27 protein-coding genes and 1 pseudogene are annotated in these 26,857 nt (G+C 64.9%); 14 read left to right on the top strand and 14 right to left on the bottom strand.

The window, feature by feature from the left end; all coding sequences use genetic code 11:
* Window positions 1–787 precede the first annotated feature (787 nt).
* Window positions 788–1,906, top strand: coding sequence for an IS110 family RNA-guided transposase (locus QZH52_RS11295; protein WP_301808194.1), 1,119 nt, complete (start codon window positions 788–790; stop codon window positions 1,904–1,906).
* 233 nt (window positions 1,907–2,139) lie between these two features.
* Here the strand turns inward: QZH52_RS11295 and QZH52_RS11290 are convergent.
* The 3 genes and pseudogenes from QZH52_RS11290 to QZH52_RS11280 form a co-directional block, all read right to left on the bottom strand.
* Window positions 2,140–3,246 (bottom strand): annotated as a pseudogene (locus QZH52_RS11290) (IS630 family transposase).
* A gap of 60 nt (window positions 3,247–3,306) precedes the next feature.
* Window positions 3,307–4,071 carry an IS5 family transposase gene (locus tag QZH52_RS11285; protein WP_301808192.1) on the bottom strand — a complete coding sequence of 255 codons (765 nt, stop codon included), beginning with the start codon at window positions 4,069–4,071 and terminating at the stop codon, window positions 3,307–3,309.
* A 202-nt stretch (window positions 4,072–4,273) separates the two neighbouring features.
* On the bottom strand, window positions 4,274–4,867 hold the full coding sequence (locus tag QZH52_RS11280; protein ID WP_301808226.1) for an NUDIX hydrolase: 594 nt from the start codon (window positions 4,865–4,867) through the stop codon (window positions 4,274–4,276).
* Between the two features lie 95 nt (window positions 4,868–4,962).
* On the opposite strand from QZH52_RS11280, the gene QZH52_RS11275 reads away from it, so the two are divergent.
* The 9 genes from QZH52_RS11275 (at window position 4,963) to QZH52_RS11235 (ending at window position 13,512) form a co-directional block, all read left to right on the top strand.
* Window positions 4,963–5,733, top strand: a complete 771-nt coding sequence (locus QZH52_RS11275) for a DeoR/GlpR family DNA-binding transcription regulator (RefSeq protein WP_301808223.1) — start codon at window positions 4,963–4,965, stop codon at window positions 5,731–5,733.
* A 114-nt stretch (window positions 5,734–5,847) separates the two neighbouring features.
* Window positions 5,848–6,129 (top strand): hypothetical protein, encoded by a 282-nt coding sequence (locus QZH52_RS11270; protein WP_301808189.1) that lies wholly within the window; start codon window positions 5,848–5,850, stop codon window positions 6,127–6,129.
* A gap of 162 nt (window positions 6,130–6,291) precedes the next feature.
* Window positions 6,292–6,537 (top strand): SDR family NAD(P)-dependent oxidoreductase, encoded by a 246-nt coding sequence (locus tag QZH52_RS11265; RefSeq protein ID WP_301808186.1) that lies wholly within the window; start codon window positions 6,292–6,294, stop codon window positions 6,535–6,537.
* 59 nt (window positions 6,538–6,596) lie between these two features.
* On the top strand, window positions 6,597–6,857 hold the full coding sequence (locus QZH52_RS11260; protein ID WP_301808184.1) for a hypothetical protein: 261 nt from the start codon (window positions 6,597–6,599) through the stop codon (window positions 6,855–6,857).
* Entirely contained in the window at window positions 6,838–7,092 is a 255-nt protein-coding gene (locus QZH52_RS11255; protein ID WP_301808182.1) for a LysR substrate-binding domain-containing protein, read from the top strand. Before QZH52_RS11260 ends, QZH52_RS11255 begins: the two co-directional genes overlap by 20 nt.
* A gap of 418 nt (window positions 7,093–7,510) precedes the next feature.
* On the top strand, window positions 7,511–7,753 hold the full coding sequence (locus QZH52_RS11250; RefSeq protein WP_301808222.1) for a hypothetical protein: 243 nt from the start codon (window positions 7,511–7,513) through the stop codon (window positions 7,751–7,753).
* Between the two features lie 527 nt (window positions 7,754–8,280).
* The gene (locus tag QZH52_RS11245; RefSeq protein WP_301808180.1) at window positions 8,281–9,588 is read left to right on the top strand and encodes a ClC family H(+)/Cl(-) exchange transporter; all 1,308 of its coding nucleotides are present in this window, start codon (window positions 8,281–8,283) and stop codon (window positions 9,586–9,588) included.
* 113 nt (window positions 9,589–9,701) lie between these two features.
* Complete coding sequence (locus tag QZH52_RS11240) at window positions 9,702–12,089, top strand: penicillin-binding protein 1A (RefSeq protein WP_301808220.1); 2,388 nt, start codon at window positions 9,702–9,704, stop codon at window positions 12,087–12,089.
* A 181-nt stretch (window positions 12,090–12,270) separates the two neighbouring features.
* Complete coding sequence (locus QZH52_RS11235; protein ID WP_301808178.1) at window positions 12,271–13,512, top strand: D-alanyl-D-alanine carboxypeptidase family protein; 1,242 nt, start codon at window positions 12,271–12,273, stop codon at window positions 13,510–13,512.
* Window positions 13,513–13,534: 22 nt separating this feature from the next.
* Here QZH52_RS11235 and hppD read toward each other — a convergent pair whose 3' ends face one another.
* Genes hppD through QZH52_RS11215 form a run of 4 tightly spaced genes read right to left on the bottom strand, consistent with a single transcriptional unit; the run spans window position 13,535 to window position 17,770 of the window.
* Window positions 13,535–14,620, bottom strand: coding sequence for a 4-hydroxyphenylpyruvate dioxygenase (gene hppD, locus QZH52_RS11230; protein ID WP_301808175.1), 1,086 nt, complete (start codon window positions 14,618–14,620; stop codon window positions 13,535–13,537).
* Between the two features lie 4 nt (window positions 14,621–14,624).
* Window positions 14,625–15,605 (bottom strand): tripartite tricarboxylate transporter substrate binding protein, encoded by a 981-nt coding sequence (locus tag QZH52_RS11225; RefSeq protein WP_301808173.1) that lies wholly within the window; start codon window positions 15,603–15,605, stop codon window positions 14,625–14,627.
* Window positions 15,606–15,638: 33 nt separating this feature from the next.
* Entirely contained in the window at window positions 15,639–16,793 is a 1,155-nt protein-coding gene (locus QZH52_RS11220; RefSeq protein WP_301808170.1) for a CaiB/BaiF CoA transferase family protein, read from the bottom strand.
* 20 nt (window positions 16,794–16,813) lie between these two features.
* Complete coding sequence (locus QZH52_RS11215) at window positions 16,814–17,770, bottom strand: hydroxymethylglutaryl-CoA lyase (RefSeq protein ID WP_301808166.1); 957 nt, start codon at window positions 17,768–17,770, stop codon at window positions 16,814–16,816.
* A 135-nt stretch (window positions 17,771–17,905) separates the two neighbouring features.
* Between QZH52_RS11215 and QZH52_RS11210 the strand changes: the two genes are divergently transcribed.
* Window positions 17,906–18,835, top strand: a complete 930-nt coding sequence (locus QZH52_RS11210; RefSeq protein WP_301808217.1) for a LysR family transcriptional regulator — start codon at window positions 17,906–17,908, stop codon at window positions 18,833–18,835.
* Window positions 18,836–18,877: 42 nt separating this feature from the next.
* On the opposite strand, the gene QZH52_RS11205 is transcribed toward QZH52_RS11210, so the two are convergent.
* Window positions 18,878–19,366, bottom strand: a complete 489-nt coding sequence (locus tag QZH52_RS11205) for a gamma-glutamylcyclotransferase family protein (protein ID WP_301808164.1) — start codon at window positions 19,364–19,366, stop codon at window positions 18,878–18,880.
* A 232-nt stretch (window positions 19,367–19,598) separates the two neighbouring features.
* Here QZH52_RS11205 and QZH52_RS11200 point away from each other — a divergent pair, with 232 nt between their 5' ends.
* Entirely contained in the window at window positions 19,599–20,906 is a 1,308-nt protein-coding gene (locus QZH52_RS11200; protein ID WP_301808161.1) for a CaiB/BaiF CoA transferase family protein, read from the top strand.
* A 7-nt stretch (window positions 20,907–20,913) separates the two neighbouring features.
* Window positions 20,914–21,294, top strand: a complete 381-nt coding sequence (locus QZH52_RS11195; RefSeq protein ID WP_301808159.1) for a response regulator — start codon at window positions 20,914–20,916, stop codon at window positions 21,292–21,294.
* Between the two features lie 42 nt (window positions 21,295–21,336).
* On the opposite strand, the gene QZH52_RS11190 is transcribed toward QZH52_RS11195, so the two are convergent.
* Both QZH52_RS11190 and QZH52_RS11185 read right to left on the bottom strand, forming a co-directional pair.
* Entirely contained in the window at window positions 21,337–21,861 is a 525-nt protein-coding gene (locus QZH52_RS11190; protein WP_301808156.1) for a hypothetical protein, read from the bottom strand.
* A 143-nt stretch (window positions 21,862–22,004) separates the two neighbouring features.
* Entirely contained in the window at window positions 22,005–22,256 is a 252-nt protein-coding gene (locus tag QZH52_RS11185; RefSeq protein WP_301808153.1) for a hypothetical protein, read from the bottom strand.
* Between the two features lie 313 nt (window positions 22,257–22,569).
* Here QZH52_RS11185 and QZH52_RS11180 point away from each other — a divergent pair, with 313 nt between their 5' ends.
* Entirely contained in the window at window positions 22,570–23,775 is a 1,206-nt protein-coding gene (locus QZH52_RS11180) for a zinc-binding metallopeptidase family protein (RefSeq protein ID WP_301808151.1), read from the top strand.
* Here the strand turns inward: QZH52_RS11180 and QZH52_RS11175 are convergent.
* The 4 genes from QZH52_RS11175 to QZH52_RS11160 are packed head-to-tail and all read right to left on the bottom strand — an operon-like array spanning window position 23,681 to window position 26,794.
* The gene (locus tag QZH52_RS11175) at window positions 23,681–24,304 is read right to left on the bottom strand and encodes a class I SAM-dependent methyltransferase (RefSeq protein WP_301808148.1); all 624 of its coding nucleotides are present in this window, start codon (window positions 24,302–24,304) and stop codon (window positions 23,681–23,683) included. The two genes, QZH52_RS11180 and QZH52_RS11175, sit on opposite strands and share 95 nt — an antisense overlap.
* Entirely contained in the window at window positions 24,301–25,068 is a 768-nt protein-coding gene (locus QZH52_RS11170) for a PIG-L deacetylase family protein (protein WP_301808146.1), read from the bottom strand. Before QZH52_RS11170 ends, QZH52_RS11175 begins: the two co-directional genes overlap by 4 nt.
* Window positions 25,056–26,072: an acyl-CoA dehydrogenase family protein gene (locus QZH52_RS11165; RefSeq protein ID WP_301808143.1), complete on the bottom strand. Its 1,017-nt coding sequence runs from the start codon at window positions 26,070–26,072 to the stop codon at window positions 25,056–25,058. The genes QZH52_RS11170 and QZH52_RS11165 overlap by 13 nt, the downstream gene beginning before the upstream one ends.
* Window positions 26,073–26,089: 17 nt before the next feature.
* Window positions 26,090–26,794 (bottom strand): glycosyltransferase family 2 protein, encoded by a 705-nt coding sequence (locus QZH52_RS11160; RefSeq protein WP_286530632.1) that lies wholly within the window; start codon window positions 26,792–26,794, stop codon window positions 26,090–26,092.
* Window positions 26,795–26,857 lie beyond the last annotated feature (63 nt).

The following is a 26,857-nucleotide window of genomic DNA, read 5'->3' as shown; positions in this document are numbered from 1 at the left end:
AACCGGGGCGCCTCCGGCGGCCTGGCAGGGGCCTGAAGATTGAAAGAATCAAACCGCAGCCAATCCACTTAACTCAGGTCGATGCGTGTTCAGACGACCGGAGCCGGCTCTGTCCACCATGAAGATTACGACTGTTGACATCGACCTGGCAAAGAACGCGTTCCAGGTCCACGGCATCGATGAATACGGCAAGGTTGATCAGGCGATCATGAAGTGATGGCAAGACAGGTCAGACCGTGATTGGTAACGCCCGCTATCAGTGAGTGCCTTGCGTCAGGCCTTGTGGTTGATCAGAACTATTTGATCGGCAATCCGATCGCCGGCATCGCCAAGCCGCGCGTCTCGACTCAGCCGCTCAGCCCCAGCCGATCATTGACGATCGAGCAATGAGAGCTGATTGAAACTCGGCTGCTGAAAAGAACATTCCACGCCTTCGGCCTGGCCGTGATCGGAGCGGTCACCGGCAAGGTGTGATCTAGTATGAGCCGAGACGAACTCAGACCACGGAACCTGATCTGAGAATCACCAGTTGCCGTAGTCTGGCTGCGATGACCCAAACAAATGCAAATTTCGGTTGGAGCCTTCATACTGTTGCGATGCCCAGGCATTTGCCTGCTGTCGGGAGGCCAGCACAGGCGGTCTGCGGGTACGCTCTAACAAGGCTGTCTAGACATGATGGTCGCCGTCCCAGGGTAGGCGGCCGGTCTCCAACATCGTAGGTTGCACGCCGAGGCGTGTAGAGCTACATGCTGTGACTTTCGTCGTCAGCAACACAAGGAGACCGGCCATGAAAGAGCGTACCAAGTTTCACGTGGGCCTGGATGTCCATAAGGACAGCATCAGCGTTTCCGCGGCCGAGTTGGGGCGAGCACCGGCACGGTTGATTGGCAAGGTGACGCACGATCTGAACAAGCTTCTGAAAGTGCTGGCAAAGATCGGATCCGCCGAGCAGTTGCACATCGTGTATGAGGCTGGACCGACCGGCTTCGGGCTGCAACGCGCCTTGAAGGAAAGAGGCTACCTCTGCGAAATCATTGCCCCTTCGCAGATCCCGCGGCGTCCGGGCGACCGAGTCAAGACCGATGGACGTGACTGCATTCAACTGGCCGAGTGCTCGCGCGCCGGACAGTTGAGTGCCGTGTGGATACCCGAGCCTGGCGACGAAGCGATCCGCGACTTGGCGCGCGCGCGCGAAGACGCCGTCAACAGCCGTGTCCAGGCCCGGCACCAACTCAAGGGCTTCTTGCTGCGCCACGACATCCGCTACCCCGGCAAGACCTCGTGGAGCATTGCCTACTACCGCTGGCTGTCGACGCTGAACTTCGACGCCGGCGCCACCCAGACGGCGTTTACCGAGTATTGGCACACGGTGGAGGCCGCTGACGAGCGAGTCGAGCGGTTGACGAAGGCACCGGTGGCGTCGATCACGGGTTGGCGCTTTGAGCCGGTAGTCCGTGCGCTCCAAGCGCTTCGTGGGGTTGCCGCGATCACGGCGATCAGCCTGATGGCCGAGATTGGCGACCTCGCGCGCTTCTCGCATCCGCGAAAGCTCATGGGATACCTCGGCTTGGTTCCTTCGGAGCACTCGAGCGGCGAGCGAACGAGTCGTGGCAGCATTACCAAGACGGGGAACGCGCACGCACGCCGGCTGCTGACCGAATCGGCCTGGAACTATCGCTTCAAGGCTCGAATCGGCCGCGAGGCGCTGGCGCGCCAAGAAGCGCTGCCAGAGTCGATCCGAACGACCGCCTGGAAGGCGCAGCTGAGGCTGACGCAACGGTTTGCCGCGCTGCGCAATCGCGGGGTGCAGATCAACAAGGCCTGCGTCGCTGTCGCACGTGAGTTGGCCGGCTTCATCTGGGCGATCGGCCTGCAGGTACGACGCGAGGAGGAACAGGCAGCCTGAGCGCGGCGTGAGCAGGGATCGCTGCGGTGATGTGGCACGGGCACCGATTGGGCAACCCTCGGCCACACTACAGGGGCACCGAAAGGCAGATCCCCGGCGTTAGAACGAGGCAGGCCCGCGACGAATCGTGCTGGTAACCAATCCGCGGATATGAGTCTGATTCATCGTCGCTGCAACGTTCGTGTCGCATCACCGGAGCGATCCCATCTCACACCACAACCCATTCGTTAACGCTATTGACTATGGCGACCATATGAGTGTCGTGAGTTAGAAGTTCGCAAACAAAATCTCTCGACGCTCGCAAGGATGTCATCGGCAGTCTTGGACCAGACGAACGGCTTGGGGTCGCGGTTGTTGATCTTGATGTAGTGCCTGATGGCCTGTTCGAGCTGGCGCGTGGAGCGATGCGTGCCGCGGCGGATGTACTTCTGCGTCAGGGTGGCGAACCAGCGTTCGACTTGGTTCAGCCAGGACGCAGAGGTCGGCGTGAAGTGCACCCGAAAGCGCGGATGTCGGGCAAGCCAGTTCCTGATGGCGGGAGTTTTGTGTGTTCCGTAGTTGTCCATCACGAGGTGGATGTCCAGCACTGCTGGCACGTTGGCCTCGATGGTGCGCAGGAATTGCAGGAACTCGGTGCTTCGATGGCGGCGATGCAAGTCCCCGATGACGGATCCGGTGGCAATGTCCAACGCCGCGAAGAGCGTGGTCGTGCCGTGGCGCTCGTAGTCGTGAGTGCGCCGCTCAGGGATGCCCGGGGCCAGGGGGAGCAAGGGTTGGGTGCGGTCCAGCGCCTGAATCTGGCTCTTCTCATCCACGCACAGGACCATGGCCATGAGCGGCGGGTCCAAGTACAGCCCGACGATGTCACGCACCTTTTCCACGAACAGCGGATCGCTGGAGAGCTTGAAGGTCTCTTGGCGATGCGGCTGAAGTCCGAATGCGCGCCAGATGCGAGACACCGCCGTTTGCGACAGGCCGGTTTCGCGCGCCATGGTGCGTGTGCTCCAGTGCGTCGCCGCGTCTGGAACGCTCTCCAGCGTCTTGGCGATCACGGCGTCGACCCGCGCGTCGTCAATCGTTCGCGGTGCGCCAGGCCGAGGCGCGTCAAGCAGTCCGTCCAGTCGATGCTCGACGAATCGGGCACGCTACTTCGAGACCGTCTGCTGCGTCACGCGCTGGCGGCTTGCAACCACCTTGTTGTCCACGCCTTCGGCGCAGGCCAGAACAATGCGAGCCCGCAACGCCAACGCCTGTGCAGTCTTGCGCCGCAGCGTCAGCGCCGTGAGTTGCTCGCGTTCGGTTTCGCTCAGCACCAGTTCTGTCTTAGGTCTTCCTCGCATGGCCGCCTCGTCGTGTGCATACGGTACACGATCGATTCGGCGCTCTTTGATTAGGGCGTGTTAACACAAACGAAGTCCGTCGGCGATCAGCGCGAAGCTGATGAAGCCGATGAACATCACATCGAGTTTTTCGAAGCGAGAGAAGATCCGGCGGTAGCCTTTGAGGCGCCGAAAGAGGCGTTCGATCTCATTGCGACGTTTGTACATCGCTCGGTCGTACTCCCATGGCGTCATCGGGGTTTGCTTGGGCGGAACGACAGGAATGAAGCCCAGATCGAGTGCCAACTGCCGTGTCTCATTGCCCTCGTAGGCGCGATCCATGAGCAGGTGGAGAGGTCGGTCGGGTGCACCCAAGCTGCTCAGCAAAGCGCGTCCTGCGGGCGCGTCGTGCGCTTGGCCAGGCGAGAGGGAAAACGTTACGGCCGTTCGAGCATCCGCGGCAACCATATGAATCTTGGTGGTCCACCCGCCTCTGGATTGACCGATAGACTGGGGACCGTTTTTTTTTAACGCACCAGTGCCATCGGGATGAACCTTCACGATGGTGCTGTCCAGCGACACCGCCTCGATCTTGATGCGCACGACCTGGACCTGCTGAAGCTCGGCAAACACGCGATCCAGCACGCCGCTCTTGGACCACCGATTCATGCGCGTGTAGATGGTGTGCCAGTTGCCGAAGCGCTTGGGCAGGCCGCGCCACTTGCATCCGTGCTCTGCAACATAAAGGATCGCATTCAACACGTCCAAATTCGAGAGGCTTACATTGCCGCGCTGCAGAGGCAGGCAGTGCTCGATCTGGGCGAATTGGGCTGGTGTGATCTCCATGCATGAATTATCTGTCGTCATCCATGGTCAACTCAGTTAGTGTTAACACGCCCTAGTTCAACGAACTTCTAACTCACGACACTAGCAGGCGAGGGCAAAAAAACCTAACGGTGGCAGGTACTTAGCGGAGGTGCCGGGGCAAACTTTAATCTCGTTCTAGACCGCCGCGCGCGCGGGGGGCGCGCGCTCGAGCGTCATATGCTCAGCGTTGCGCCGCTCCAAACACATGCAGTTGGGCGTGCAGCAGAAGCATGACGGTCTTGGCATCCGCAATACGCCCATCGGCCACCCTGGCCAACGCATCGTCGATGCTCAGTTCCAGCACCTCGATGTCTTCCCCTTCCTCGGCCAGTCCACCGCCAGCGCCGATGCGCATTGAACTGTCATAGGGCGCGACGAAGAAGTGCAGGCGCTCGGTGACGGAACCCGGGCTCATGAAGCATTCGAAGATCTTGCGCACCGGCCCGAGCCGGTAGCCCAGTTCTTCCTCGACCTCCGCCCGGATGCGTTGCTCGGGTTCGGCGTCGTCCAGCAGACCCGCGGCCGCCTCGATCAACAGGTCGCCGCAACCGTTCACGAACGCCGGGTAGCGGAACTGCCGCGTCAGCAGCACCGTGCGGCGCACGAGGTCATAGGGCAGCAGCGTGGCGCCATTGCCGCGGTCATAGGTCTCCCGGTTCATGCGCTGCCACTGGCCGTCATTGCGCAGCCAGTCGAAGCTCGTCGTCTTCAGCGTGTACCAGTTGTCGGAGAGCAGGGTGACTTTGCGCACCCGCACGCGATCTTGCAGATTCATGGTGCCGATCATATGGGTAGAATCGTGCAAAACCAAGCAATATCGTGCAAACCGGTTTCCGTGCGGTTCGAAAACCCCCGATCAAAGGACATGAAATGCTGACAAGCCAGCGCAAGCAACACATCCTTTCATTGCTTCGTCGCGAAGGCAGCATCGTCGCGAAGGATCTGGGCGCCCAACTGGGCTTGTCGGAGGATTCGATCCGGCGCGATCTGCGCGAGCTGGCGGCGCAAGGCCTGCTCAAGCGCGTGCACGGCGGTGCCTTGCCCGTGGCAGCGGCCGAAGGCGATTTCGCGCGGCGCATGCAACTCGTGCCGGAGGAAAAGGTGGCGATAGGACGCGCCGCGGCGGGGCTCGTCCTTGGCGGGCAAGTGGTTTTCATCGATGGCGGCACGACCGCTGTGCAACTGGTGCGGCACCTGCCCATGGACCTGCGCGCGACGGTCGTCACCCACAGCCCGTCGGTGGCGGTCGAACTGGTCTCCCACGCAGACGTCGAGGTCGTCCTGCTGGGCGGTCGCCTGTTCAAGCATTCGGTCGTCACGGTGGGGGCGGCCACGATGGAGGCCATCTCCCGCATTCGCGCCGACACTTACTTCATGGGCGTCACCGGCGTGCAGGCAGAGGCTGGGCTCACCACGGGCGACATGGAGGAGGCGCAGGTCAAGCGCGCGCTGATGGATGCGTCAGCCGAGACCGTGGTGCTGGCTTCTTCCGAAAAGCTCGGTGCTGTCTCGGCCTGGCAGGTTCATCCGCTCAAGCGCGCAGGACGCATCGTGCATTCGACGCAGGCGTCGAGAAAAATGATCGAGCCATTGCGCAAGGCCGGCGTGGGGCTGGTTCGCGCGGACGGCGATGCGCGTTGAGTTTTCCCTCGGCATGTGAACTCTTCGGCTTACTGAAACCGGAGGCAAGAAAGACACTTGCCTCACGCCCTTCGAAGGGGAGCGACATCCACCCGGTTCCATCGAAAGCCAACTTTGAAACTCTCCAAAACGCTTGCCGCCGGCGCCGTCCTGGTTGCCCTGTTGTCGTCCCTTCCTTCGGCGGCTACGCCCGCCGCTCCTTCCACGGCCATTCCGGCGGCCATGGAGCTGCCAGAACTGAAAAATCCTCGCGATCTCAAGTGGGAGAAGACGATCCCGTCCGCAGGGAAGAACTCACCCGAATATGCCATCCTGCATGTCAACCCGAAGACAAACCTGACGCTACTGATGTTTCGCACGCCCATGGCTGTGCAGATCAAGCCCCACACGCACTAACTGGCCGAAGCGCACATCGTCGTGGCCGGCGGTACGCACGTCCTCGAGTCGAACGGTGGTCGCTACAAGGCGAGAACGGTGCTTACTTCGGCATGCCGGGGGCACCGAGCACGAAGCTTGGCTTCCTGCCGGCTCGCAGACACTGAACATCCTCGAGAGCGGATGGAAAGTCAACTGGCTGCACGGCGAGCCTTCCAGGGAGGACATCGACAAATACCCGCCCCCGGCCGCCAACTGATCGAGGAGCGACAAATTGACCGTCAACTCGAGTCCAAGACAGCCATCGTGACCGGCGCGACCGCGGGCATCGGCCTGGCGATCGCCCGTACCTTGGCACGCGAGGGCGTCGCTGTCACACTTACCGGCCGCAGCCGCGACAAGCTGACGCGGCCCTGGCCGAAATCGTAGCCAGCGCGCCCGGCAGCAATGTATCGGCTGTCGTCCCCGATCAGAGTACGGCCGCAGGGGTGGCCGCACTGGTCGACACCGACATCCTCGCCAACAAGCTCGACTTCTACGAGGCCAAGCCCTTCGGCGAGATCTCCGATGACGATTGGCTGTGCATGATCGAAGTCAACGTGATGTCGGGCGTGCGCCTGTCGCGTCACTACTTCCCAGGATGCTCGCGAAGAAGTGAAGAAGTGGGCGCACCTATGAGCGCCTCGGCGTGCGCGTGGCAAGTTTGTTCTGATCCCTGTTCGCGGCGGAATGCCGAGCAACAACGGTGAAACCACGCGCGATCTGTCGCTGCGAGGCCTTGGCATCGCGCGGCTTGGCTTGATTTATGTGGCAGACGACATTCATGCTGGCAGGCTCGTGGAGATCTTGTTGGGCTTCAATGCCGGCGACATCGAGGAAATCAACGCGATCTTCTTGAACCAAAGGGTCATGCCGCTTCGCTTGCGCGCCTTCATCGACTTTCTGGCTGAACGAATTTCGCCCAAGCTTGCCGAGCGTCGGTGACGCAGCAGGTGGAACTGTGTGCGGAAGTCCGTAGCACTCTGTGCGAGAGGATAAGTTCGGGATTTTGGGGTGACAGGTCAAGACTGCTTGCAGTCAGTCGCCAGCCTTCACTGACCAGTGCGAATTTGCTGGGTGACCTCCTCAGCGTAGAGCTCCTATCGCGTTGCGGGCACAGGTCGTCTGATATGGTGAAATTCACGGGTTCTGAACCTATGCATATCAGGTGTTTATCGCAAGACTATCGGTCACACGCAAAGCGGTTATCGCGTCGGGCGGCCACAAGCAGCCGCGCTGACAGACACGATGGGAAGTTGATTCGACGAAGGGTTGAACACAAAAATGAAGCAGCCGAAGCAGCGTTCTGACGTCGTGCTGCTGACGATAGATGGTGTCAAGCAACAACCTGGAAATACTCGAAATAATGGATTGGGTACCTATAGTCTTCGTTACGTTCAAGGTTCTCGTGTTCGGCACGTGCATGTTCTTGGCCATCAAGTGGCATTACGAACGAGGACAGAAGGGGAAGGAGAAGGAGAAGAGCGGCGCGGTGCTGCGCGCAGGCGGCAAGGTGGCCGCAGTCTTCGCGCTGTCGCTCCTGGGCCTCTTGCTCCTGACTTTCGGGCTTAGCGGGATGCTCGGTTTGGACTTGACCTTCCCATGATGGCAAACAATAGGCGGCAGACGTCCAGTGATGCGGCAGCAATTCCCGGAGGCGGCTATTTGGCAGCATCGGCAGGCGGGTCGGAGCTTCTGCGACGACACAATTCTTTGAGTGAGTGAAGTCCGCTTCCGCCGCACGTCTGCCGCACCCTTAGTTTTGTGAAGGCGCGTACGTCGATCGGCAGCTGGCGTATCGCGATGCCCGCGACCCTTTTGACCAGGCGTTTCGACGCTGGCGCCCTACAAGTTTCAGCGCAAGATTGGTAACACGCCGAAATTCGTCGCCAGATAGCGAGACCAGCACGTGCTCCAGCTTGCAAAATCGCCTCGGCGAAGCCCGCCAAGGTTGCGACGTTTGAAACAGCCCCTTCTCCGGAAGCCCCTAGAAGCTTCTTGTTTGGTACATTTTGAGGCCCACTGCGGCTGCTGCTGAGGCCAAAGGAAAATTGCGCCTGAAAGCGCGCGCGACCTCCGACCACGTCATCATCGGCGCCGCGTCTGCAGGCAGTCCCCTCGAGTGACAACAATATGGCGCCAGATCTCGATCAGGACGACAGCAGAGCCGGCACGCTGGTTCTCGCGCTGCTGTCGCTGCTCGTGGGATGTGCCACGGGGCTCGTCTGCGCCGTATTCAGGCTCCTGCTTCAGGGGGCCGATGCCCTGCGAGGCGAGTACATTGCCTGGGCGCATCAGGAGGGGCTCACTGGCCTTTTGCTCGTGGTCGCCAGCGCCGCTGCGGCGACTGCGTTTGCCGCAGCGCTGGTGAGCAGGATTTCCCCGAATGCGGCGGGTAGTGGCATACCTGAGGTCGAGGCTGCGATCAACGGCGGCGAACCGGGCAGACCCGTGCGCACCGCCATTGTCAAGTTCGTCGGCGGAGTGCTCGCCATCGGCTCCGGCCTCGCCCTCGGTCGCGAAGGGCCCAGTGTGCAGATGGGGCACTCGATCGCGGACCTGATCGGCCGGTTGTTCCGGCGCGGTCGAGTCGACGCCCGAGTGCTGTTCGCCGCGGGCGCGGGCGCGGGACTCGCCACGGCCTTCAACGCCCCGATCGCCGGCGCTGTGTTCGTGCTGGAGGAACTGCTGCGGCGTTTCGACACGCGCACCGCAGCCGCGGCACTGGGTGCCTCGGCGGGCGCGATCGCCGTGGCGCGCGTGTTCGTGGGCGTGGAGCCGGATTTCGCCGTGCCGGCGCAAGCCTTCCCCGGCTTCGCGACGGTGCCGGTCCATGTGGCCCTCGGTGTCATTGCAGCGCTCGTGGCTGCCGCCTACACGCGCGCCGTCATGGGCGCACTGGCGATAGCCGATCAGGCTGACGGGATTCCGGTAGCGGCTCGGGCGGCGTTGGTCGGCGGCGGCGTCGGCCTCCTGGGTTGGCTGGCGCCCGCATGGGTCGGAGGCGGAGACGCGCTCACGCAGCAGGCGCTGCTCAACGCCGGATCCCTGTCCGCCATCGGCCTGATCTTCGCATTCCGCTTCGCGTTCGGTCCCCTTTGCTATGCGGCCGGCACGCCCGGCGGCTTGTTCGCGCCGATGCTCGTCCTCGGCGCGCAGATCGGCCTCGTATTCGGTCGGCTGTACGGGCAGTGGTTTCCGGACAGCGCGTCTCCGACCGCCTACGCCGTCGTCGGCCTGGCAGCGTTCTTTACCGCAGTCGTCCGTGCGCCGCTGACGGGAATCTGCCTGGCCGTGGAGATGACGGGCAGCGTCAATTTGCTGCTGCCGATGCTGGCGGCCTGCTTTGGCGCCATGGTGATGATGAACCTGCTCGGCATCCCGCCGATCTACGACCTGTTGCGCGAACGGGCCGAACGCAAACTGCGTACCTCCGGATAGAACGAGGCGAGGCTACGGAACGACCCGGGTTGGTGGAGTGGTCCTCGTCGAAATCGCAGGCGTTTCAGCGGCAATTCGGCGACACTTGGCCGTCGAGCATCTTGCTTGCTGCCATGGCCGACCCATCGCATTTTTCGCGACACGCCGACAAGCCGATTTCCAGATCCTGGCGATCTTGGCTCCTGCGCGTCGTGTTCTGGTTCACAGGGCTGGCCCTGGCGGCGGCACTGGGCTTGTCGTTCGTCGTCTTGACTGCACTCGTGGTCGCCTATCCGAACCTGCCAAATGTTGCCGAGCTTCAGGACTATCGCCCGAGGCTGCCGCTGCGGGTATTTTCCTCGGAGGGCATTCTGATCGGCGAATACGGTGAAGAGCGCCGCGAATTCACGCCGATCTCGACAATACCCAAGTTGATGAAAGACGCCGTGCTGGCCGCGGAAGACGCGCGTTTCTACGACCACAATGGGGTCGACTTCAAGAGCATGCTGCGCGCGGGGTACGCAAACCTGAACCGGGCGAAGAGCCAAGGTGGCTCGACCATCACGATGCAGGTGGCACGCAACGCGTACCTGACTTCCGAAAAAACCGTGACCCGCAAGGTCTACGAGGTTCTGCTCACATTCAAGCTGGAGCAACTGTTGACCAAGGATCAGATCCTCGAGATCTATCTGAATCAGGTGTTTCTCGGCAAGCGGGCGTACGGCTTCGCTGCGGCCTCGGAGGCCTATTTCGGCAAGCCGCTCCAGGATATCTCGATCGCGCAGGCGGCCATGCTGGCGGGGCTGCCCAAAGCGCCTGGCGCCAACAACCCTGTCAACAACTCCGTGCGGGCACGAGAACGCCAGCTCTATGTGATCGACCGAATGCAGGAAAACGGTTTCATCACGCCGGAGGAAGCGACGGCGGCCCGGCAAGAGAAGCTTCGGCTGCGCGATCCCCCCGGCCCCGCGCTTCTGCGCGCTGAATATGTAGCCGAAACCGTGCGTCAGTTGATCTACGCACAGTATGGCGATGCCACCTACACCCGCGGACTCAAGGTCTACACCTCGATTTCTGCGGTCGACCAGTCGGCCGCCTACAAGGCGCTGCGCGACGGAATCGTGGGCTACGAGCGAACCCAGATCTACCGTGGACCGGAAGCATTCGTGGATCTGCCCGACGATCCGGGCAAGCGCGCAGGCGCGATCGACGACGCGCTGGCGGAGCACCCCGACTACGGCGACCTGATTGCCGCGGTGGTGCTCAAGGCCAGTGCCAAGGAGGTGACGGCCGTGCGTGCGAACGGCGAGACCTTCCACATCGTCGGCGACGGGCTGCGTCCCGTGCAGTCGGGATTGGCGGACAAGGCGCCACGCAACATCATGATCCGTCGAGGGGCGGTGGTTCGCCTTGCGAAGACGCCGAAGGATGCGTGGGGATTGACCCAGCTGCCCGAGGTCGAAGGAGCGTTCGTTGCGATGGATCCGCGCGACGGCGCCATCAAGGCCATGGTGGGCGGCTTCGATTTCAACAAGAACAAGTTCAATCATGTCACGCAAGCGTGGCGTCAGCCGGGCTCGAGTTTCAAGCCGTTCATCTACTCGGCAGCGCTTGAAAAAGGCTTCACGCCGGCCACCGTGGTCAACGATGGCCCACTCTACTTCGACGCGGCCACCACAGGCGGCCAGCCATGGGCGCCGAAGAATTATGGGGGGACCTTCTCCGGACCGATGCCGCTTCGAACCGCACTCATGAAGTCCGTCAACATGGTCACGCTGCGCGTCACGCAATCGATCGGCATCCGCTACGCGCAGGACTGGATCACCAATTTCGGCTTCGATCGCGAGAAGCACCCTGCCTACCTGCCGATGGCGTTGGGCGCCGGTGCGGTCACGCCGATGCAGATGGCAACCGCCTACTCGGTGTTTGCCAATGGCGGCTATCGCGTCAATCCTTACCTGATCACTCGCATCACCGACCACAAGGACAAGGTACTGGTCGCGCCCCGGCCGACGCAGCTCAATGAATCGATGCGCGCCATTCCGCGGCGCAACGCCTTCATCATGGACACGCTGCTGCAGAGCGTCGTCAAGGGCGGTACCGGCGCGAAGGCCTATCAGGCGTTCAAGCGCGACGATCTCTATGGCAAGACGGGAACCACCAACGACTCGATCGACACCTGGTTCGCGGGCTTCCAGCCGACGATGACCGCCATCGCTTGGATGGGGTACGACACGCCGCGCAGCCTGGGAGACAAGGAGACGGGCAGCAGCCTGAGCCTGCCGATCTGGATCAGTTTCATGGAGACCGCGATCCGAGGTGTGCCCGTGACCGAACTACAGCCGCCCGACGGCGTGGTCCATGTCGGTGGCGAGTGGTACTACGAAGACTTTGCACCGGGCAGTGGGCTCGCCAACCCGTGGGGAGTGTCCGCACCCGTTCCCGTCGAGGTGGCCCCGCCAACGAAGCCTGAGCCGCCGTCGGACGAGCGCAGCCGGATCATGGACTTGTTCCGCAACTAGGGCACGGGCCCGCCTCGCGGTGCGTTCAGCCGCCTTCGCAGCCGCGTCACACACAGTTACATGCGAGCCAATCCACGGGGCTCACCGAGGGGGTTGAACTTGCTGGGCGGTTTTCGATCTTCCATGCGCGCTCAAAATCGGCGCCTGATCCGCGACAATGTCAGTTCTGTCCCTGAAGCCCATGCAATTCAACACTTTCTCCCTCCTTCCGGTCGTCATCGCCATCGCCGCGGGCGTCCTGGTCCCCCATTCCGAGTCCTTCGCGGCCTCCCACGCCGCCAAGCAAGCAACTCCCAAGAAATCCAAGGCCGAGACGCCTGTCCAGGCGCCGGCAGCCGGACAGACCGCCGTGGCCGGCGGTGCGCCGGCGATCCCCGCCAAGGCCTGGGTGCTGATGGACTTCGACTCCGGCGAGGTGCTGGCCTCGGCCAACCCCGACGAACCGCTGCCGCCGGCGTCGCTGACCAAGATGATGACCAGCTTCCTGGTCGAACAGGCGCTTCGCTCGGGCAAGCTCAAGAAGGACGACCTCGTCTCGGTCAGCCAGACCGCCTGGTGCCGTGGTTCGAGCACCGAATCGTGCATGTACCTGCCGCTCAACAGCCAGGCCACCGTGATCGACATCCTGCGCGGCATCATCGTGCAGTCGGGCAACGACGCATCCAAGGCGATCGCCGAGCACATGGCCGGCTCCGAAGAGGGCTTCGCCAAGCTCATGAATGCCGAAGCCAAGCGCCTCGGCATGACGAACACCAATTTCGTGAACGCGACGGGCCTGCCCGACCCGGCCCACAAGGCGTCGGCGCGCGACCTCGCGATCCTGGCGCGCGCGATCATCCGCGACAGCTCCGACTACTACCCGATCTACGCCGAGCGCGAGTTCAAGTACAACGGCATCAAGCAGGGCAACCGCAATGCCCTGCTCTACACCGACCCGACGGTGGACGGACTGAAGACCGGCCACACCCAGGAAGCCGGCTATTGCCTGGTCACTTCGTCCAAGCGCAACGGGATGCGGCTGATCACGGTGATCCTCAACACCAACAGCGCACAGGCGCGCGCCGACGAAACCCGCACGCTGCTCGGGTGGGGCTACAGCAACTTCGAGAAGGCCACGCCCATCCAGCCCAACGCGGTCGTAGCGACGCCCAAGGTCAGCTTCGGCAAGGCCGACACGGTTGCCGCGGGCCTGGGGGCGCCATGGACGGTCACGGTGCCGCGGGGCCAGCAGGTGAGCACCTCGGTGCAGGTCAAGCCGGACCTGGAGGCCCCGGTGGCCAAGGGCGCGGTGATCGGCAAGGTGGTTGCGGAGTCGAACGGCAAGCCGGTCGGAGAAACGCCGCTGATCGCGCAGGCCGACGTGGAGCGCGCAGGCTTCATGCTGCGCTCGTGGCAGCGGGTGGCCAAGCTGTTCGGCAAGTAAGGCGCGCGCGGCGCTGCCGTCTTCAGCCCGTCTGCAGCACGCCGCGGCGCACCTGGTCGCGTTCGATCGACTGGAAGAGGGCCTTGAAGTTGCCTTCGCCGAAGCCCTCGCTGTAGTCGCCCTTGCGCTGGATGAATTCGAAGAACACCGGACCACCGAAGGCCGTTTCCGAGAAGATCTGCAGCAGCAGGCGCGGTGTGCCGCCTTCGGTGGTGCCGTCCAGCAGGATGCCGCGCGCCTGCAGTTCGGCGACCGGCTCGCCGTGGCCGGGCAGGCGCGTCTCGAGCATCTCGTAATAGACGTCGTTGGGCGCGCTCATCAGCGGGACGCCGGCAAGACCGAGCTCGTCGATGGTGTCGATCAGGTCGTCGCTGAGAAGCGCGATGTGCTGAATGCCCTCGCCGTTGAACTTCATCAGGTATTCCTCGATCTGGCCCGAGCCCTTGGCCGACTCTTCGTTCAGCGGGATGCGGATCTTGCCGTCGGGCGCGGTGAGCGCCTTCGAGGTGAGGCCCGTGTATTCGCCCTGGATGTCGAAATAGCGGATCTCGCGGAAGTTGAAGAGCTTCTCGTAGAAGTTGGCCCAGAACGCCATGCGGCCGCGGTAGACGTTGTGGGTCAGGTGGTCGATCACCTTCAGGCCATGGCCTGCAGGATGCCGCGCGACACCTTCGACGAATTCGAAGTCGATGTCGTAGATCGATTTTCCGTCCTCGAAGCGGTCGATCAGGTACAACGGCGCACCGCCGATGCCCTTGATGGCGGGCAGGCGAAGTTCCATCGGGCCGGTCGCGATCTCTATCGGCTGTGCGCCGAGTTCGAGCGCGCGTGCATAGGCCTTGTGCGAGTCCTTGACGCGAAACGCCATCCCGCAGGCCGAAGGCCCGTGCTCGGCCGCGAAGTAGGCCGCCGGGCTGCTGGGTTCGCGGTTGACGATGAAGTTGATGTCGCCCTGGCGATAGAGCACCACGTCCTTCGAGCGGTGCCTGGCCACCAGCGTGAAGCCGAGTTTCTCGAAGAAGGGCTCCAGCGTGTCGGGCGTCGGCGAGGCGAACTCGACGAATTCGAAGCCCATCAGGCCCATCGGGTTGTCGAACAGATCGGCCATGGTGTCACTCCGCCACGATGTTGGCCTTCTTGACCAGCCTGGCATAGCGCTCCTGCTCGGCCTTGAAGAACTGCGCCGACGCTTCGGGCGTCATCGGATTGATGATGTTTTCCTGTTTCGCCATGGCGTCCCTGGTCTCCGGCATGTTGAACGCGGCGACGATGGCGGCATGCAGGCGCTTGACTTCCGCCGGCGGCAGCTTGGCCGGGCCGATGACGGCGAACCAGCCCGAGACGTCGACATCGGGGAAGCCCTGTTCGGCGATGGTGGGGACGTCCGGCAGCGACGGCACACGGGTCTTGCCCATGACGCCGATGGCGCGCAAGGCGCCGCTCTTGAGCTGGCCTTGAACTGCTGGCACGGCCACCACGCCCATCTCGACCTGGCCGCCGATGAGGTCGGCCACCATCGGGCCGACGCCCTTGTAGGGGATGTGGCGCACCTCGACGCCGGCGGCGTCGACGAACATCGCGCCGGCGAGGTGGATGATGGTGCCATTGCCCGACGACGCGTAGTTGTAGCCGTCCGGTTTGGCCTTCAGCAAGGCTTGCAGTTCGCGGGCGTTCTTCGCCGGGAGCTTCGGATTGACCACCAGCACGAAGGGGGTCGCGCCGACCACGGAGATCGGCGTGATGTCGTTGATGGCGTCGAAAGGCATCTTCTTGAAGACGCTGGGGTTCACGACGTGGTTGTTCGAGACGACGCCGAGGGTCTGGCCGTCGGCCGCCGCGCGCACCACGACGCCGGTGCCCGTGATGCCGCCGGCGCCGGGCAGGTTCTCGATCACCACCGCCTGGCCGCCGAGCGCCTTGGTGAGTGACGGCGTGGCAGCCCGCATGATGGTGTCGACGCCGGAACCGGCGCCGACGGGCAGCACCATGCGCAGGGGCTTGTCGGAGGCTTGGGCGAAACTCGCGGTCGCGCCCAGTGCGAGGGCGGCGGCGACCACTGCGGTCAACTGGCGGCGTTGGATCTTGAAGGTCATGGCTTGTCTCCGTGGGTCTTGGTTTGATTCTGATCAGGCCGTCGCGTGGCTGGGCAGGCCGGCGAGGATTTCTTCCGTGTGCTGGCCGATGCCCGGCAGCGGGTGCCGCACACCCGGGCGGCGGCCGCCCATCAGCAGCGGCAGCAGCACCACGTCGGTGGTCTCGCCGTCTTCGCATTCCATCGGCACCAGGCCGCCGCTCGCCTTCAGGTGGGGGTCGTTGGCCAATTGGTCGGGCCTCACGATGGGCGCATAGGGGATGCCGGCCGCTTCGAGCTTGGCCGAGAGCTCTTCCACGCGGTGGTGCTTGAGGTTCTCGCCGAGTTTCGCGAGCAGGGTAGGGCGTACCGCCACGCGCAGCGCGTTGTTTGCCAGCGCCGGGTCGGCCGCCAGTTCGGGTGCCTCGATCACGCGGCACAGCGTCAGGAATTGCTTGTCGCTGACCGCGCCGATGAAGAGCTGCTCGCCGTCGGCCAGCGCGAAGACGTCGTACACGCTCCAGGCCGAGACGCGCGAGGGCATCGGCGGCGGCGGCTCGCCGGTCATTGCGTACTGCTGCATGTGCTGCGACGAAAGGAACACGCAGTTCTCGAACAGTGCGCTCTGTACCTCCTGGCCCTTGCCGGTCATGTCGCGCTCGCGCAGTGCGGCCAGCACGCCGATGGCGCCGAACATGCCGCCCATGATGTCGTTGACCGAGGTGCCGGCGCGCAGCGGCCGACCGACCGGGCCGGTCATGTACGAGAGTCCACCCATCATCTGCACCACCTCGTCGAGTGCCAGGCGGTTTTCGTACGGGCCGGGCAGGAAGCCCTTGTGCGTGACGTAGATCAGGCGCGGGTACTTCTGCGACAGCGTCGCGTGGTCGAGGCCGAAACTGGCCATCAGGCCGGGCCGGAAGTTCTCGAGCACCACGTCGCACTGGCCTGCGAGTTCAGCGGCCGTGGCGCGGCCTTCTTCGGTGCCGATGTCGATCACCACGCTCTTCTTGTTGCGGTTGAACGAGCGGAAGAAGCCGATGCCCAGGCCCGGCAGCTTGCGGGTCTTGTCGCCGCCCGGGGGCTCGACCTTGATGACCTCGGCGCCGAGGTCGGCGAGGATCATCCCGCAGGTCGGGCCCATGACCATGTGGGTGAACTCGAGGACGCGGACGCCGGCGAGGGGGAGGGGATGGGCAGCGGTGTTCATGGGATGGGTTCGCGGTATGTTCAGGCGGAAAGGGCTTGGGCCGGGAGGCCGAAGGTCTTCGGCAGGCCGGCCTGCCAGAGCGAGCCATGGAGCGTCTCGCCGGCGAGCCATTCGGCGACGCGGGTGCGCAACGCCAGCAGTCGGTCGATGTCGATGCCTGTCTCGATGCCCATGCTGCCCAGCATGTAGGCGAGGTCTTCGGTCGAGACGTTGCCGCTCGCGCCCGGTGCGTGCGGGCAGCCGCCGATGCCGGCCAGGCAGGCATCGAATCGATTCACACCGGCTTCGAGTGCGGCATAGACGTTCGCGAGACCCAGGCCGCGGGTGTCGTGAAAGTGCCCGCACCAGAAGCGGTCGCCGGCGATCTTGACGGCGTCCTCGAACAGGTCCCGGACCATGCCGGGATCGGCGTAGCCGACGGTATCGGCGATGCTCACGCGATCGGCGCCGGCGTCGAGCAAGGCCTGCATCAGGCGCAGCACCTCGCTCTTGTCGACGTGGCCCTGCAGCGTGCAGCCGAAGGCCGTGCCCACCCCGCCCTCGATCAGGATCCTCGCGCCCGAAGCATCGCGCGCCGCCCGGATCTTCGCGACTTCAGCCACCACGTCGTCCGGGGTCTTGCGCAGGTTGGCCAGGCTGTGCGCATGGCTGGCGGAGAGCGGGACGATCATCAGGTCGGCCTTCGCCGCGATCGCGTTTTCGGCGCCGCGCAGGTTGGGCACGAGGACGGACGTGAAGAGGTTCGGCAGCGTCTTGGCAAACGCGACCAGCTCGGCCGTGTCCGCCAGCTGCGGCAGCAGTCGTGCCGGCACGAAGGAGCCGACTTCGATCTCGCGCTGCCCGGCCTGGTAGGCGGCGCGGATCCATTCGATCTTTTGCGCGGTCGGCAGGATGGTGGCGATGCTCTGCAGGCCATCGCGCAGGCCGACTTCGCGGATCACGGCGCTGCGCGGCAGCCGGGCGGGTGGATGTGTCATGTGGTCGTCTCCAGACTCTCGACGCACGGGCGCGACGTCGTTGGGGGAGACTGTAGGCATTCCTTCTTCGATAGAAAAGCGGTAAATTGGAACGAGCAGCGTTCCATTTCGGAAGCTCACAACCCTGCTCGCACCATGCACGACCTCGATCTCACAAGCCTTCGTCTTTTCGTCGCGGTTTGCGAGACCCGGAACATCGCGCGCGCGGCCGAGCAGCATCACATCGTCGCGTCCGCCATCAGCAAGCGCATTGCCCAGCTGGAGAGCACGCTGGGCAATGTGCTGGTGGAGCGCAATCGTCGCGGGGTCGCGATCACCGGCGCCGGCGAGATCCTGCTGGAGCATGCGCGCGGCATGTTGGCCGGTGCGGACCGCGTCGCGCGCGACATGGCTGCCTTCGGGAAGGGGATCAAGGGCCAGGTGCGCGTTCTCGCCACGGTCTCGTCCATTGCCGAGTACCTGCCTGACGACATCGCTTCGTTCCTGCAGGTCCCCGAACACCGGGAGATCCGGATCGACATCGAGGAGGCGCTCAGCCGTGACGTGGTCAGCGGCTTGCGGGAAGGCCTGGCGCCTCTGGCGGTCTGCTGGGACGCCGCGGACCTCGAGGGATTGCAGACCCGGCCCTATCGCAACGACCATCTCTCGATCATCGCCAGCCCTTCGCACCCGATCGCGAGGAAGAAGCGCTGCGCCTTCGAGGAGACACTCGACTACGACCATGTGGGCCTTCCCGCGTCGACTGCCGTGCACACGATGCTGGCGCGCGCTGCCGCGATCATCGGCAAGCCGATCAGCTACCGGGCGGTCGTCTCGACCTTCGATGCGTCGTTGCGCTGTGTCCGGGCCAACCTCGGCATCGCGGTCGTTCCGCGCGAGGTCGCCGAGCCGATGGCCTCCATCTACGGGCTCAAGGTGCTGCCGCTGACCGATACGTGGGCGCAGCGCAGCTTCGCCATCTGCTTCTACGACGAGAAGCGCCTGTCTCCGGCGGCGAGGGCGCTGGCCGTGCATCTGCAGTCGTTGGCGGCGGCTCGCGTGGATCCGCCGCTGAGTCGAAGGTAGGGGCGCCCTGGATCATGTATTCCTCGTGTAGGCCTGCCTGCCCTATACAGCCCGCTTCGCTTCGCGGCTTCGGTACAGCGCCGCGTGTTCGAGCGTGTATTCGTGCAACGGGCCAAGCCGGGCATCCGCCAGGGCGAATTGCTCGCGAGGCTTGATGTACGCATGCGTGCGAATTCTTCGGCCATCAGACAGCGACTCGACCTCGACCATCACGCGTCGATACCCGTCTGCCTCGGTCGTTCGTTCCAGTTCGTCCATCCTGGCCAATGCAGCCTCGTCCACATCGAACACTTGACCGACAACTCGTTCGCCCTCACCCAGGGCATCGACCAGCCAGGGCGAAAAACGCTCGCCCACCAGGTACAGCGGGTAGCGCTCGACCGTCATGAAATCCCCCGCCACTCGCGAGCCCCTGTTGGTCGCGAAGTTGGGAAAGCCCTCCTTCAGGGTTCCGAAAACGAAGACAAGTTGAGTCATGGAGTTTCGATGCCAGCGTTCGCCGTCACGCGCCTTTCCGAACCGGGCCCGCATCTCTCAACACCGCTTCTCCCGTACGGGGATTCGTCAGCGTGGCATTCTCGAGCGCCTTTCATTGGATTCATTCGGATTGTGGATTGGAAGTCTATTCGCCTGTCGACCACCGGCAACTGTCAAGCATGCCCAGATCAGCAAGGCATCGTCTCGCGGAACGACTTGCGTTCGCGCAGGCGCTGCGACAGCGCGTCCAGGGTGGGCAAGGACGGTGTCTGACGAGGATTTCGACATGGCCAGCAAACCATTGGAAGGGATCACGGTCCTTGCCCTGGAGCAAGCGGTTGCCGCACCCTATTGCAGCAGCCGCCTCGCCGACGCGGGCGCACGGGTGATCAAGATCGAGCGTGCCGAAGGAGACTTCGCACGCGGCTACGACAGCGCGGTGCATGGGGAGTCGTCGTACTTCGTCTGGATCAATCGGGGCAAGGAATCCATCGCGCTGGACCTGCGCAGCGACGAGGACCGCGCGCAGTTCTCTGCGCTCGTCGCGGGCGCGGACGTGTTCATCCAGAACCTCGCGCCGGGCGCCACGACCCGCCTGGGCTTCGGCTCGGCGAAGCTGCGGGAACTCCATCCCCGCCTGATCACCTGCGACATCTCGGGCTATGGGGAGAGCGGACCGCTGCACGAGCTCAAGGCCTATGACCTGCTCGTGCAGGCCGAAAGCGGACTGGTCGCGGTCAGCGGCGCCCCGGGACCATGGGGCCGCGTCGGCGTGTCGATCTGCGACATCACCGCCGGCATGAACGCGCTCATCGGCATCCAGCAGGCGCTGCTGCAGCGCGAACGGACCGGACGCGGCAGCGGCATCAAGGTCTCGCTGTTCGATTCGGCCGCGGAACTGATGGCCGTGCCCTACCTGCAGGCGCGCTACGGCGCCGGGGCGCCGGACCGGGTCGGGCTCAGGCATCCGAGCATCGCACCCTATGGCGCCTTCACCTGCTCGGATGGCCGCGAGTTCGTGCTGTCGATCCAGAACGAGCGCGAGTGGGCCAGTTTCTGCCAGCGCGTGCTGCTGCGCCCCGACATCGCGACCGACGTCCGATTCACGAGCAACAACGTGCGAACGAGCAACCGGGTCGAGCTGGAGTCGCTGATCCGCGACGTGTTCGCCGAGCTGACCTATGCGCAGGCGGTCGATCGGCTCACCGAGGCGCAGACCGCGTATGGCGCCATCAACTCGGTGCACGACCTGATCCACGCGACCCATGAAGGTGCGCGGCCTGGTCGCCGAGATTCCGGCGACGCCGTACGCGACGGAGTGGGACGCGGCCTTCTATCCGCAGGCACCCGCCGTCGACCAGCATGGCGAAGCGCTGCGGCGCGAGTTCGAGTCGATGTCCGGATCGAGCGCATGAAGCGATCGAACGCACGACATCCCGAACCTGTTCATCAGCGACGGCAGTCAGGTCACCACCGGCGGCAGCGCGGAGAGATCAGTCATGGCGAGTCCATCCTACCTTCAACCGGGGGAAGCGCTCACTCGCGTGACGGCACGACGTTCCTAGCCTCAGGCAAAACGAGAACCAATCAATGACCGCTCCATGACCGCCGCCCGCAGCATCTTCCTGGTCGAAGACAACAGCACCATCCGGCAGCACCTGATTCCTGCCCTCGAGGATCTCTCGTCAGCGAAAGTGATGGCCACCGCGGAGACCGAGGACGAGGCGATCGGCTGGCTCGCCGGACACAAGGGCCAGTGGGATCTGGCGGTCGTCGACCTGTTCCTGCGGCAAGGAAACGGTCTTGCTGTCGTGAACTGGTGCAATGGGCGCGAGTCGCACCAGCGTGTGGTCGTGCTCACGAACTATGCGCGACCGGATGCCCGGCAACGGTGCCTCGACGCTGGCGCCGATCGCGTTTTCGACAAATCCATCGAACTGGACGAGTTCTTCGAGTTCTGCGCCACCGATCTCGGCGCTTGACGCGCCGACCCGAGCGTTCGCGCAAAGCGGCTCCTCCTCCCTTCAGTGAACCTCACGGAGACAGAACTGGGTCGCTGAATTCGCGATCGGATCGGCGCAGAACGACGCCACGTAGCGCCGACCCTCCGGATCCAGGAAACGGACGGCCTGTGCCTGGTTCAAGAGATCCTGGAACGAGAAATCGGCGGCGCCGACCTTCGACATCAATCGAGCCCTGTCGAGATCGATCGAGAACAGCAAACCATCGCCCGGCTCCTGGGCGACCTCCGCCACGAAACGCAGCGTCTGGTTGTCGATGTGGGGGAAGAACTGCCGCATGCGTTGAGCGACCGCCAGCGCGTCACGCGAAAACTCGCTCACCACGCTGGCGGGATACATCGGCGAGGTCTGGACGAGAGTCACCTCCAGCACTGCGCCGTTGCCCGCCGCTTCCTCGACGACCGACGCGATCCGGGGATGAAGCTCCTCGATGGTCAGGGGCGTCGATGGGAGGGGCGCTTCCGAAATACTGGCCGGCTCGTCCGGCCCCCAGCAGGCGAAGGCGTAGCCCAGGACGATCGATGCCATCACCGCCATCGACAAGAGTTCGGTGCGTGCCCTGGCGCGCGGGCCGGGCGTCGGCTGAGGCCGTTCCAGGGGCCGCAGTGATTCGATGCGGCCTCCCGCGTGCAGCGCCTCGTTCGGCCCGTCGTTCAGCGACGAACCCGGCCTCATTCCAGGCCCCGGACGTCCTCGTGATCCTCGACCCAGCGCATCGCCTGCTGCTCTGCGTGGCGAAGCGCCTCGCTCTCGGTCGCATAGGCATCCGTGTCCCGCGGCAATTCGGTCTGCCGACCCGGCGCCGGACCGACACAAAAGACGACGGGCTGGAAGGTCCCGTTCGCCCGCGCCTGCGCTCCGCAAAGGAAAGACCTTCCTCGATAGGCGAATGCCTGGTAGGGGTGAAGAGTGCTGTTGTTCATGCGAGCCTCACTGAATTGGCCGCTCATTTTCCGGAAGCAGAGATCTCGGCGATGGCATGCTGACCTCCTTGCCAGACGATGCGCCCGTTCCCCCTCCGGCGATGTAGGAGAACGCCGCTGCATGCTCCTGTAGCCGCGGGTTCGCCTTGCTCTGCGCGGCGTCTCGTCCGACGTCGTTGCAGCCGGCTATCTTCTCCACGATCACCGGGCAGGCCTTATGCTGCATCGCAACAACAGGACGATGAATCCCTGGCATCGGTCTCGCCCGAACCTTCGAGGGATTGACTCACCCCGCGCATCCAGGAAAGACACCATGAAGCAACTGACCTGTTCGCATTGCAGCAACCGGGTTTTCTTCGAGAACCTGAGCTGCGAGACATGCGGCTCGACGCTCGGCTACGCGCCGGACGAACAACTGATGATCGCCTTCGAGGCATCGGCCGAGGAGGCCTGGCGCCGGCTGGGTCCTTCGGGTCCCGAATACCGCCCTTGCGCGAATCGGAAGGAGGGCGTCTGCAACTGGATGCTCTTGTCCGACAGCGCCCACGAGCATTGCCTGTCGTGTCGAACGACGCATACCATCCCGGCGCTGGCGACGCCGCAAAATCGCGGTTATTGGGCCGCGCTCGAACAGGCCAAGCGGCGGCTTTTCTACACCCTGGTGGAGCTCGTCCTGCCGACGCCCAACAAGCTGGAAGACCCTGCGAACGGACTTTCATTCGAGTTCCTCGAGCAGGTGGATCCGAAGGATCGCGTGCTCACCGGCCATGACGAGGGCGTCATCACGCTTAACATCGCGGAGGCAGACGATGCGCGTCGCGAGCAGATCCGCATGTCGATGCACGAGCCCTATCGGACGTTGCTGGGCCACTTCCGCCACGAAATCGGCCACTACTACTGGGATCGGCTGGTGCGCGGCACGCCGTGGATCGACGAGTACCGGTCCTTGTTCGGCGACGAGCGCGCCGACTACGAAGCCTCCCTGAAGAAGCACTACGCGTCGCCGGTGGCGGACTGGCCGCTGCGCTTCATCAGTGCGTACGCGAGCTCGCACCCCTGGGAGGACTGGGCGGAGACCTGGGCGCACTACCTGCACATGGTGGATGGCCTGGAGACCGCCGCCGCCTGGGGCGCCCGGCTCGATCACGCCTTGCCGTCCGCGCCGTCGCTGACGGTGCGCAAGCTCGATCTGAACGCCGAATCGATCCGGTCTTCCGTGGTCGAGCAGTGGCTGCCGGTCTCTCAGTTCATCAACGCGATGGATCGCAGCCTCGGCGCCCACGACAGCTATCCGTTCATCGTGGTTCCCCCGGTCATCGAAAAGCTGGACTTCATCCATCGCGTCGTCCGGGCTGGAAGCGCCGGGCGCGTGCCGATGAACTTCCTGCCGCGCCGTCCTGGCGAGCAGCCGGCCGGGGCCGGCTTCAGCGGATCCGCTCCTGCTGCGCCACCGAACGACCATCCCGCGACCACACCTGAAGCAGGAAGTCATCTTCCTCGTGGCGCACCAGCCGGGTGAGTCCCAGCGCCGCCAGTTGCGCTTGCACCGCGTCGGTCGCCAGCTGGCGCTCGGCGAAGTCGGGGCGCCAATCGCAGGCGACCAGGGTGCCGTCGCCGGCGAGCGAGTGGTCGCAGTGGCGGGCGAGCTCGCGCATCGCGTCCGGCTGCAGGAAATAACCGAGCTCGCACAGGACGATCAAGTCGAACGCAGCGACATCGTCCGGCCATTCCGCCGGCAGGTCCTGCCGTTCGATGCGGACGTTGCGAAGACCTGCGGTGCGCTGCCGCGCGATCTCGACCGCGCGCGCCGAGCGGTCGCTCGCGAGCACCGTGTCGCAGCGAGCCGATAGCGTCACCGTGAACTCGCCGATGCCGCAGCCGGGTTCGAAGGCACGCTGGTAACGGCGCCGCGGGAGCGTGGCCAGGATCAGCGCCCGCTTTCGCTCTTCATACCAGCGGATGCGCAGCGCATAGGGATCGTCGCTCGCCCCGTAGAGCCCGTCGAAATAGGCGCTCGTGCCGTCAGGCTGGCCAGCCGGGGAGTTCACGTGAAGAACACCTCGAAAGGCCGCGCGGCGCGCGCGAGCGTCGTGGGTCGCAGGATGGGCGGCCGACCAGTCGACGCGTCGGCTTCGATCTGGCTCGCGAACGCCCGCACCGCGCTCTGCTTGCGCCGGCACGCCTGCGCATCGAGGTCCAGCCGCCGCGCGCGCAGCCACGGCAGGCGCTTGTCGCCCGGTGCGGCCCAGTGCCAGGCCCACACCGGCACCTCGACCAGTTTCGCCCCGGTCCGCGCCGCGGCAAAGGCGCAGGCGTGGCCCGTGGCTTCATGGTCGGGATGCCCGTCGCCGCGCCAGGTCGTGAACACCACGTCCTGGCGGTCGAAGAGGGTCAGGAGGCGATCCGCCAGCAGTGTCTCGAGGCCGCGCAAGCCCCCATCGGGCAGGCCCAGCCGGATCGGCTCGATGTCGACGCCCAGCCGGTGCAGGGCCTCGCGGCTCTCGCCCGGGCGCTCGCGGACCAGCCGCTCGACAGGCCAGTCGCGTGAGCCGCGATGGCTGGCGGTGCCGTCGGTGACCGCGATGACGCGGATCGCGCTGCCGAGCCGGGCCAGCTGCGCCAGCAGTCCGCCGACCGCCAGCACCTCGTCGTCCGGATGCGGCGCAACGACCACGGCGCGCCCGCCGGCGGGAACCAGGGTCTCCACGAAGCTCGTGCGCATCTGGCGCAGGCCGCTCCAGGCATGCCACTCGTCTTCTGTCGTGCCGTCGCCGTGGATCACGCGATCGCCTTCCTTCTCTACAACTTCCATGGTGTGGTCTCCGTATCGAGAACAGTCTTGCCCAGGCTCGCCAGGTCGCGTTCCGCATGGCTCTGGCGCATATAGACAGGGAGGTCGGCCACCGCCCGTGCAAAGCGCGCATCCCGGCAGAGCGGCCCCGCGCCGGTCGCGCGGCAGGCGTGCGCGATGAGCGCATGGGCGGCCTCCTCGACCACCAGGCGGGCGCGCAGCGCGATCTGGTGCGCGTCGTCGCGGGGATGGGCATCGATCCACGCCGCGCTTTCGCGCAACACGGCCGCGCCGGCTGCGAGCGCGGTGTCGATGGCACCCAGGTGGGCGAGCCGATGGGCGTCGGGTGCCATGCCGCAGAATCGGCGCGCCATGCGTGCGATGCCCAGAGCGCCGCCGAACCAGCAGGCCGCGATGCCGGCGCCGCCCTGCCAGAAACCGGGCCGCCGGACGTAGTCGCCGGGGCGGCCGATCCGGTGTGCCACCGCGCCATCGAATCGCACATCCACGCTGCCGCTTGCCGCCATGCCCACCGCGTGCCAGCCCTGGTCGGTGACCGTGACGGCCGCCTGGTCGAGCTTCAGCTCGGCGAGGCAGGGCTCTCCTGCATCGTCCCAGCAGCTCAGTACGGCATGCGTCACGCCCTGTGCGCCCGAGCACCATGCCTTGGTGCCGTGGAGGCGGACCGGGGCCGCGCTCGCACCCTCGTCGACGAGGGCTTCCATCGTCACGCGCGCATCGGGGGGTTCGGCGCACCATGTGCCCCAGCGAGAACCGGTCTCGGCGTCCGCCAGGCCGAGTTCATGGCGGATCGCAAGCGCGTCCGTGTGCCCTTCGAACAGCTTGGCGAGCGAGAGGTCGTGCGCGGCCACTTCCGACAGGATTCGCCAGCGTTCGATGGTGCCGCCGGAGCCGGGCGGCGGCAGGCGATCGATGCCGGCAGCCACCAGATGGTCGAGCGCGAGTGCGCCCCCATGCTGGCGGCAAAGGCGCTGGAGCGCATCATGGGTCGCGCCGGAGAGCATGGCGGGCGGGTCCGTCGTCAGCCCACGGCGGCGGCGCCGGGTGGCGCCACAGCGGCCACGCCGGCAGCGACCGCGGCCAGCAGCGCATCCGCAAAGCCGCCGCGCGCGCGCCCGTCGCGGCGCGAACTGGTCACCACGCGCGGCTTCGCGCTCCAGGCGATCCGGGCCCCGGTGGCCTCGAGCGCACGCACCAGGGCGACGTCCTCGCTGCAGGCCAGGTGGCGGAAGCCACCCGCGCGCCGATAGGCGGCCGCCGAGACGCCCAGGTTGGCGCCATGAATGTGGGAGTGGCCGTCGACGTCCGAATAGGTCTTCTGGAAATGGGCTTCGATCGCGCCTGCGTGATCCCCATGCGCTGACCAATCGTCGACGCCGATCGAACCGCAGACCGCGTCGGCCTCCTGCGCGAGCTGGTCCACCAGCCAGCTTGGCGAGACGACCGTGTCGGCGTCGGTGAAGGCGAGCCAGCGGGCGCCGGCGGCGAGCATGGCTTCCGCGCCCACTGCGCGGGCGACGCCGACGTTCTGCACGCGCAGGCTGACGGTGCGCGCGCCTGCGCGTGCCGCGATCACGCCGGTGGCGTCGCTGCAGCTGTCGAGCACCACCACCACCTCGACCGGCTCGTCACGCAGGTCGGGGTGTCTCGCCGCGGCCATGACCGCATCGAGGGTCGAGCCGATGAGCAGGGCTTCGTTGTGTGCCGGGATGACGATGCCAAGCATGGGTTGTCTCGCTGAAGTCGGGTCCAGCGACGGTAGGGCAGGTGCGCTCGAACGCCGAGTCGG

The organism is Variovorax ginsengisoli (assembly GCF_030486595.1).
Classification (GTDB): Bacteria; Pseudomonadota; Gammaproteobacteria; order Burkholderiales; family Burkholderiaceae_C; genus Variovorax; species Variovorax ginsengisoli_B.
Note: the sequence above shows the minus strand (reverse complement) of the source record. Positions and strands in the feature narration are given on the sequence as shown.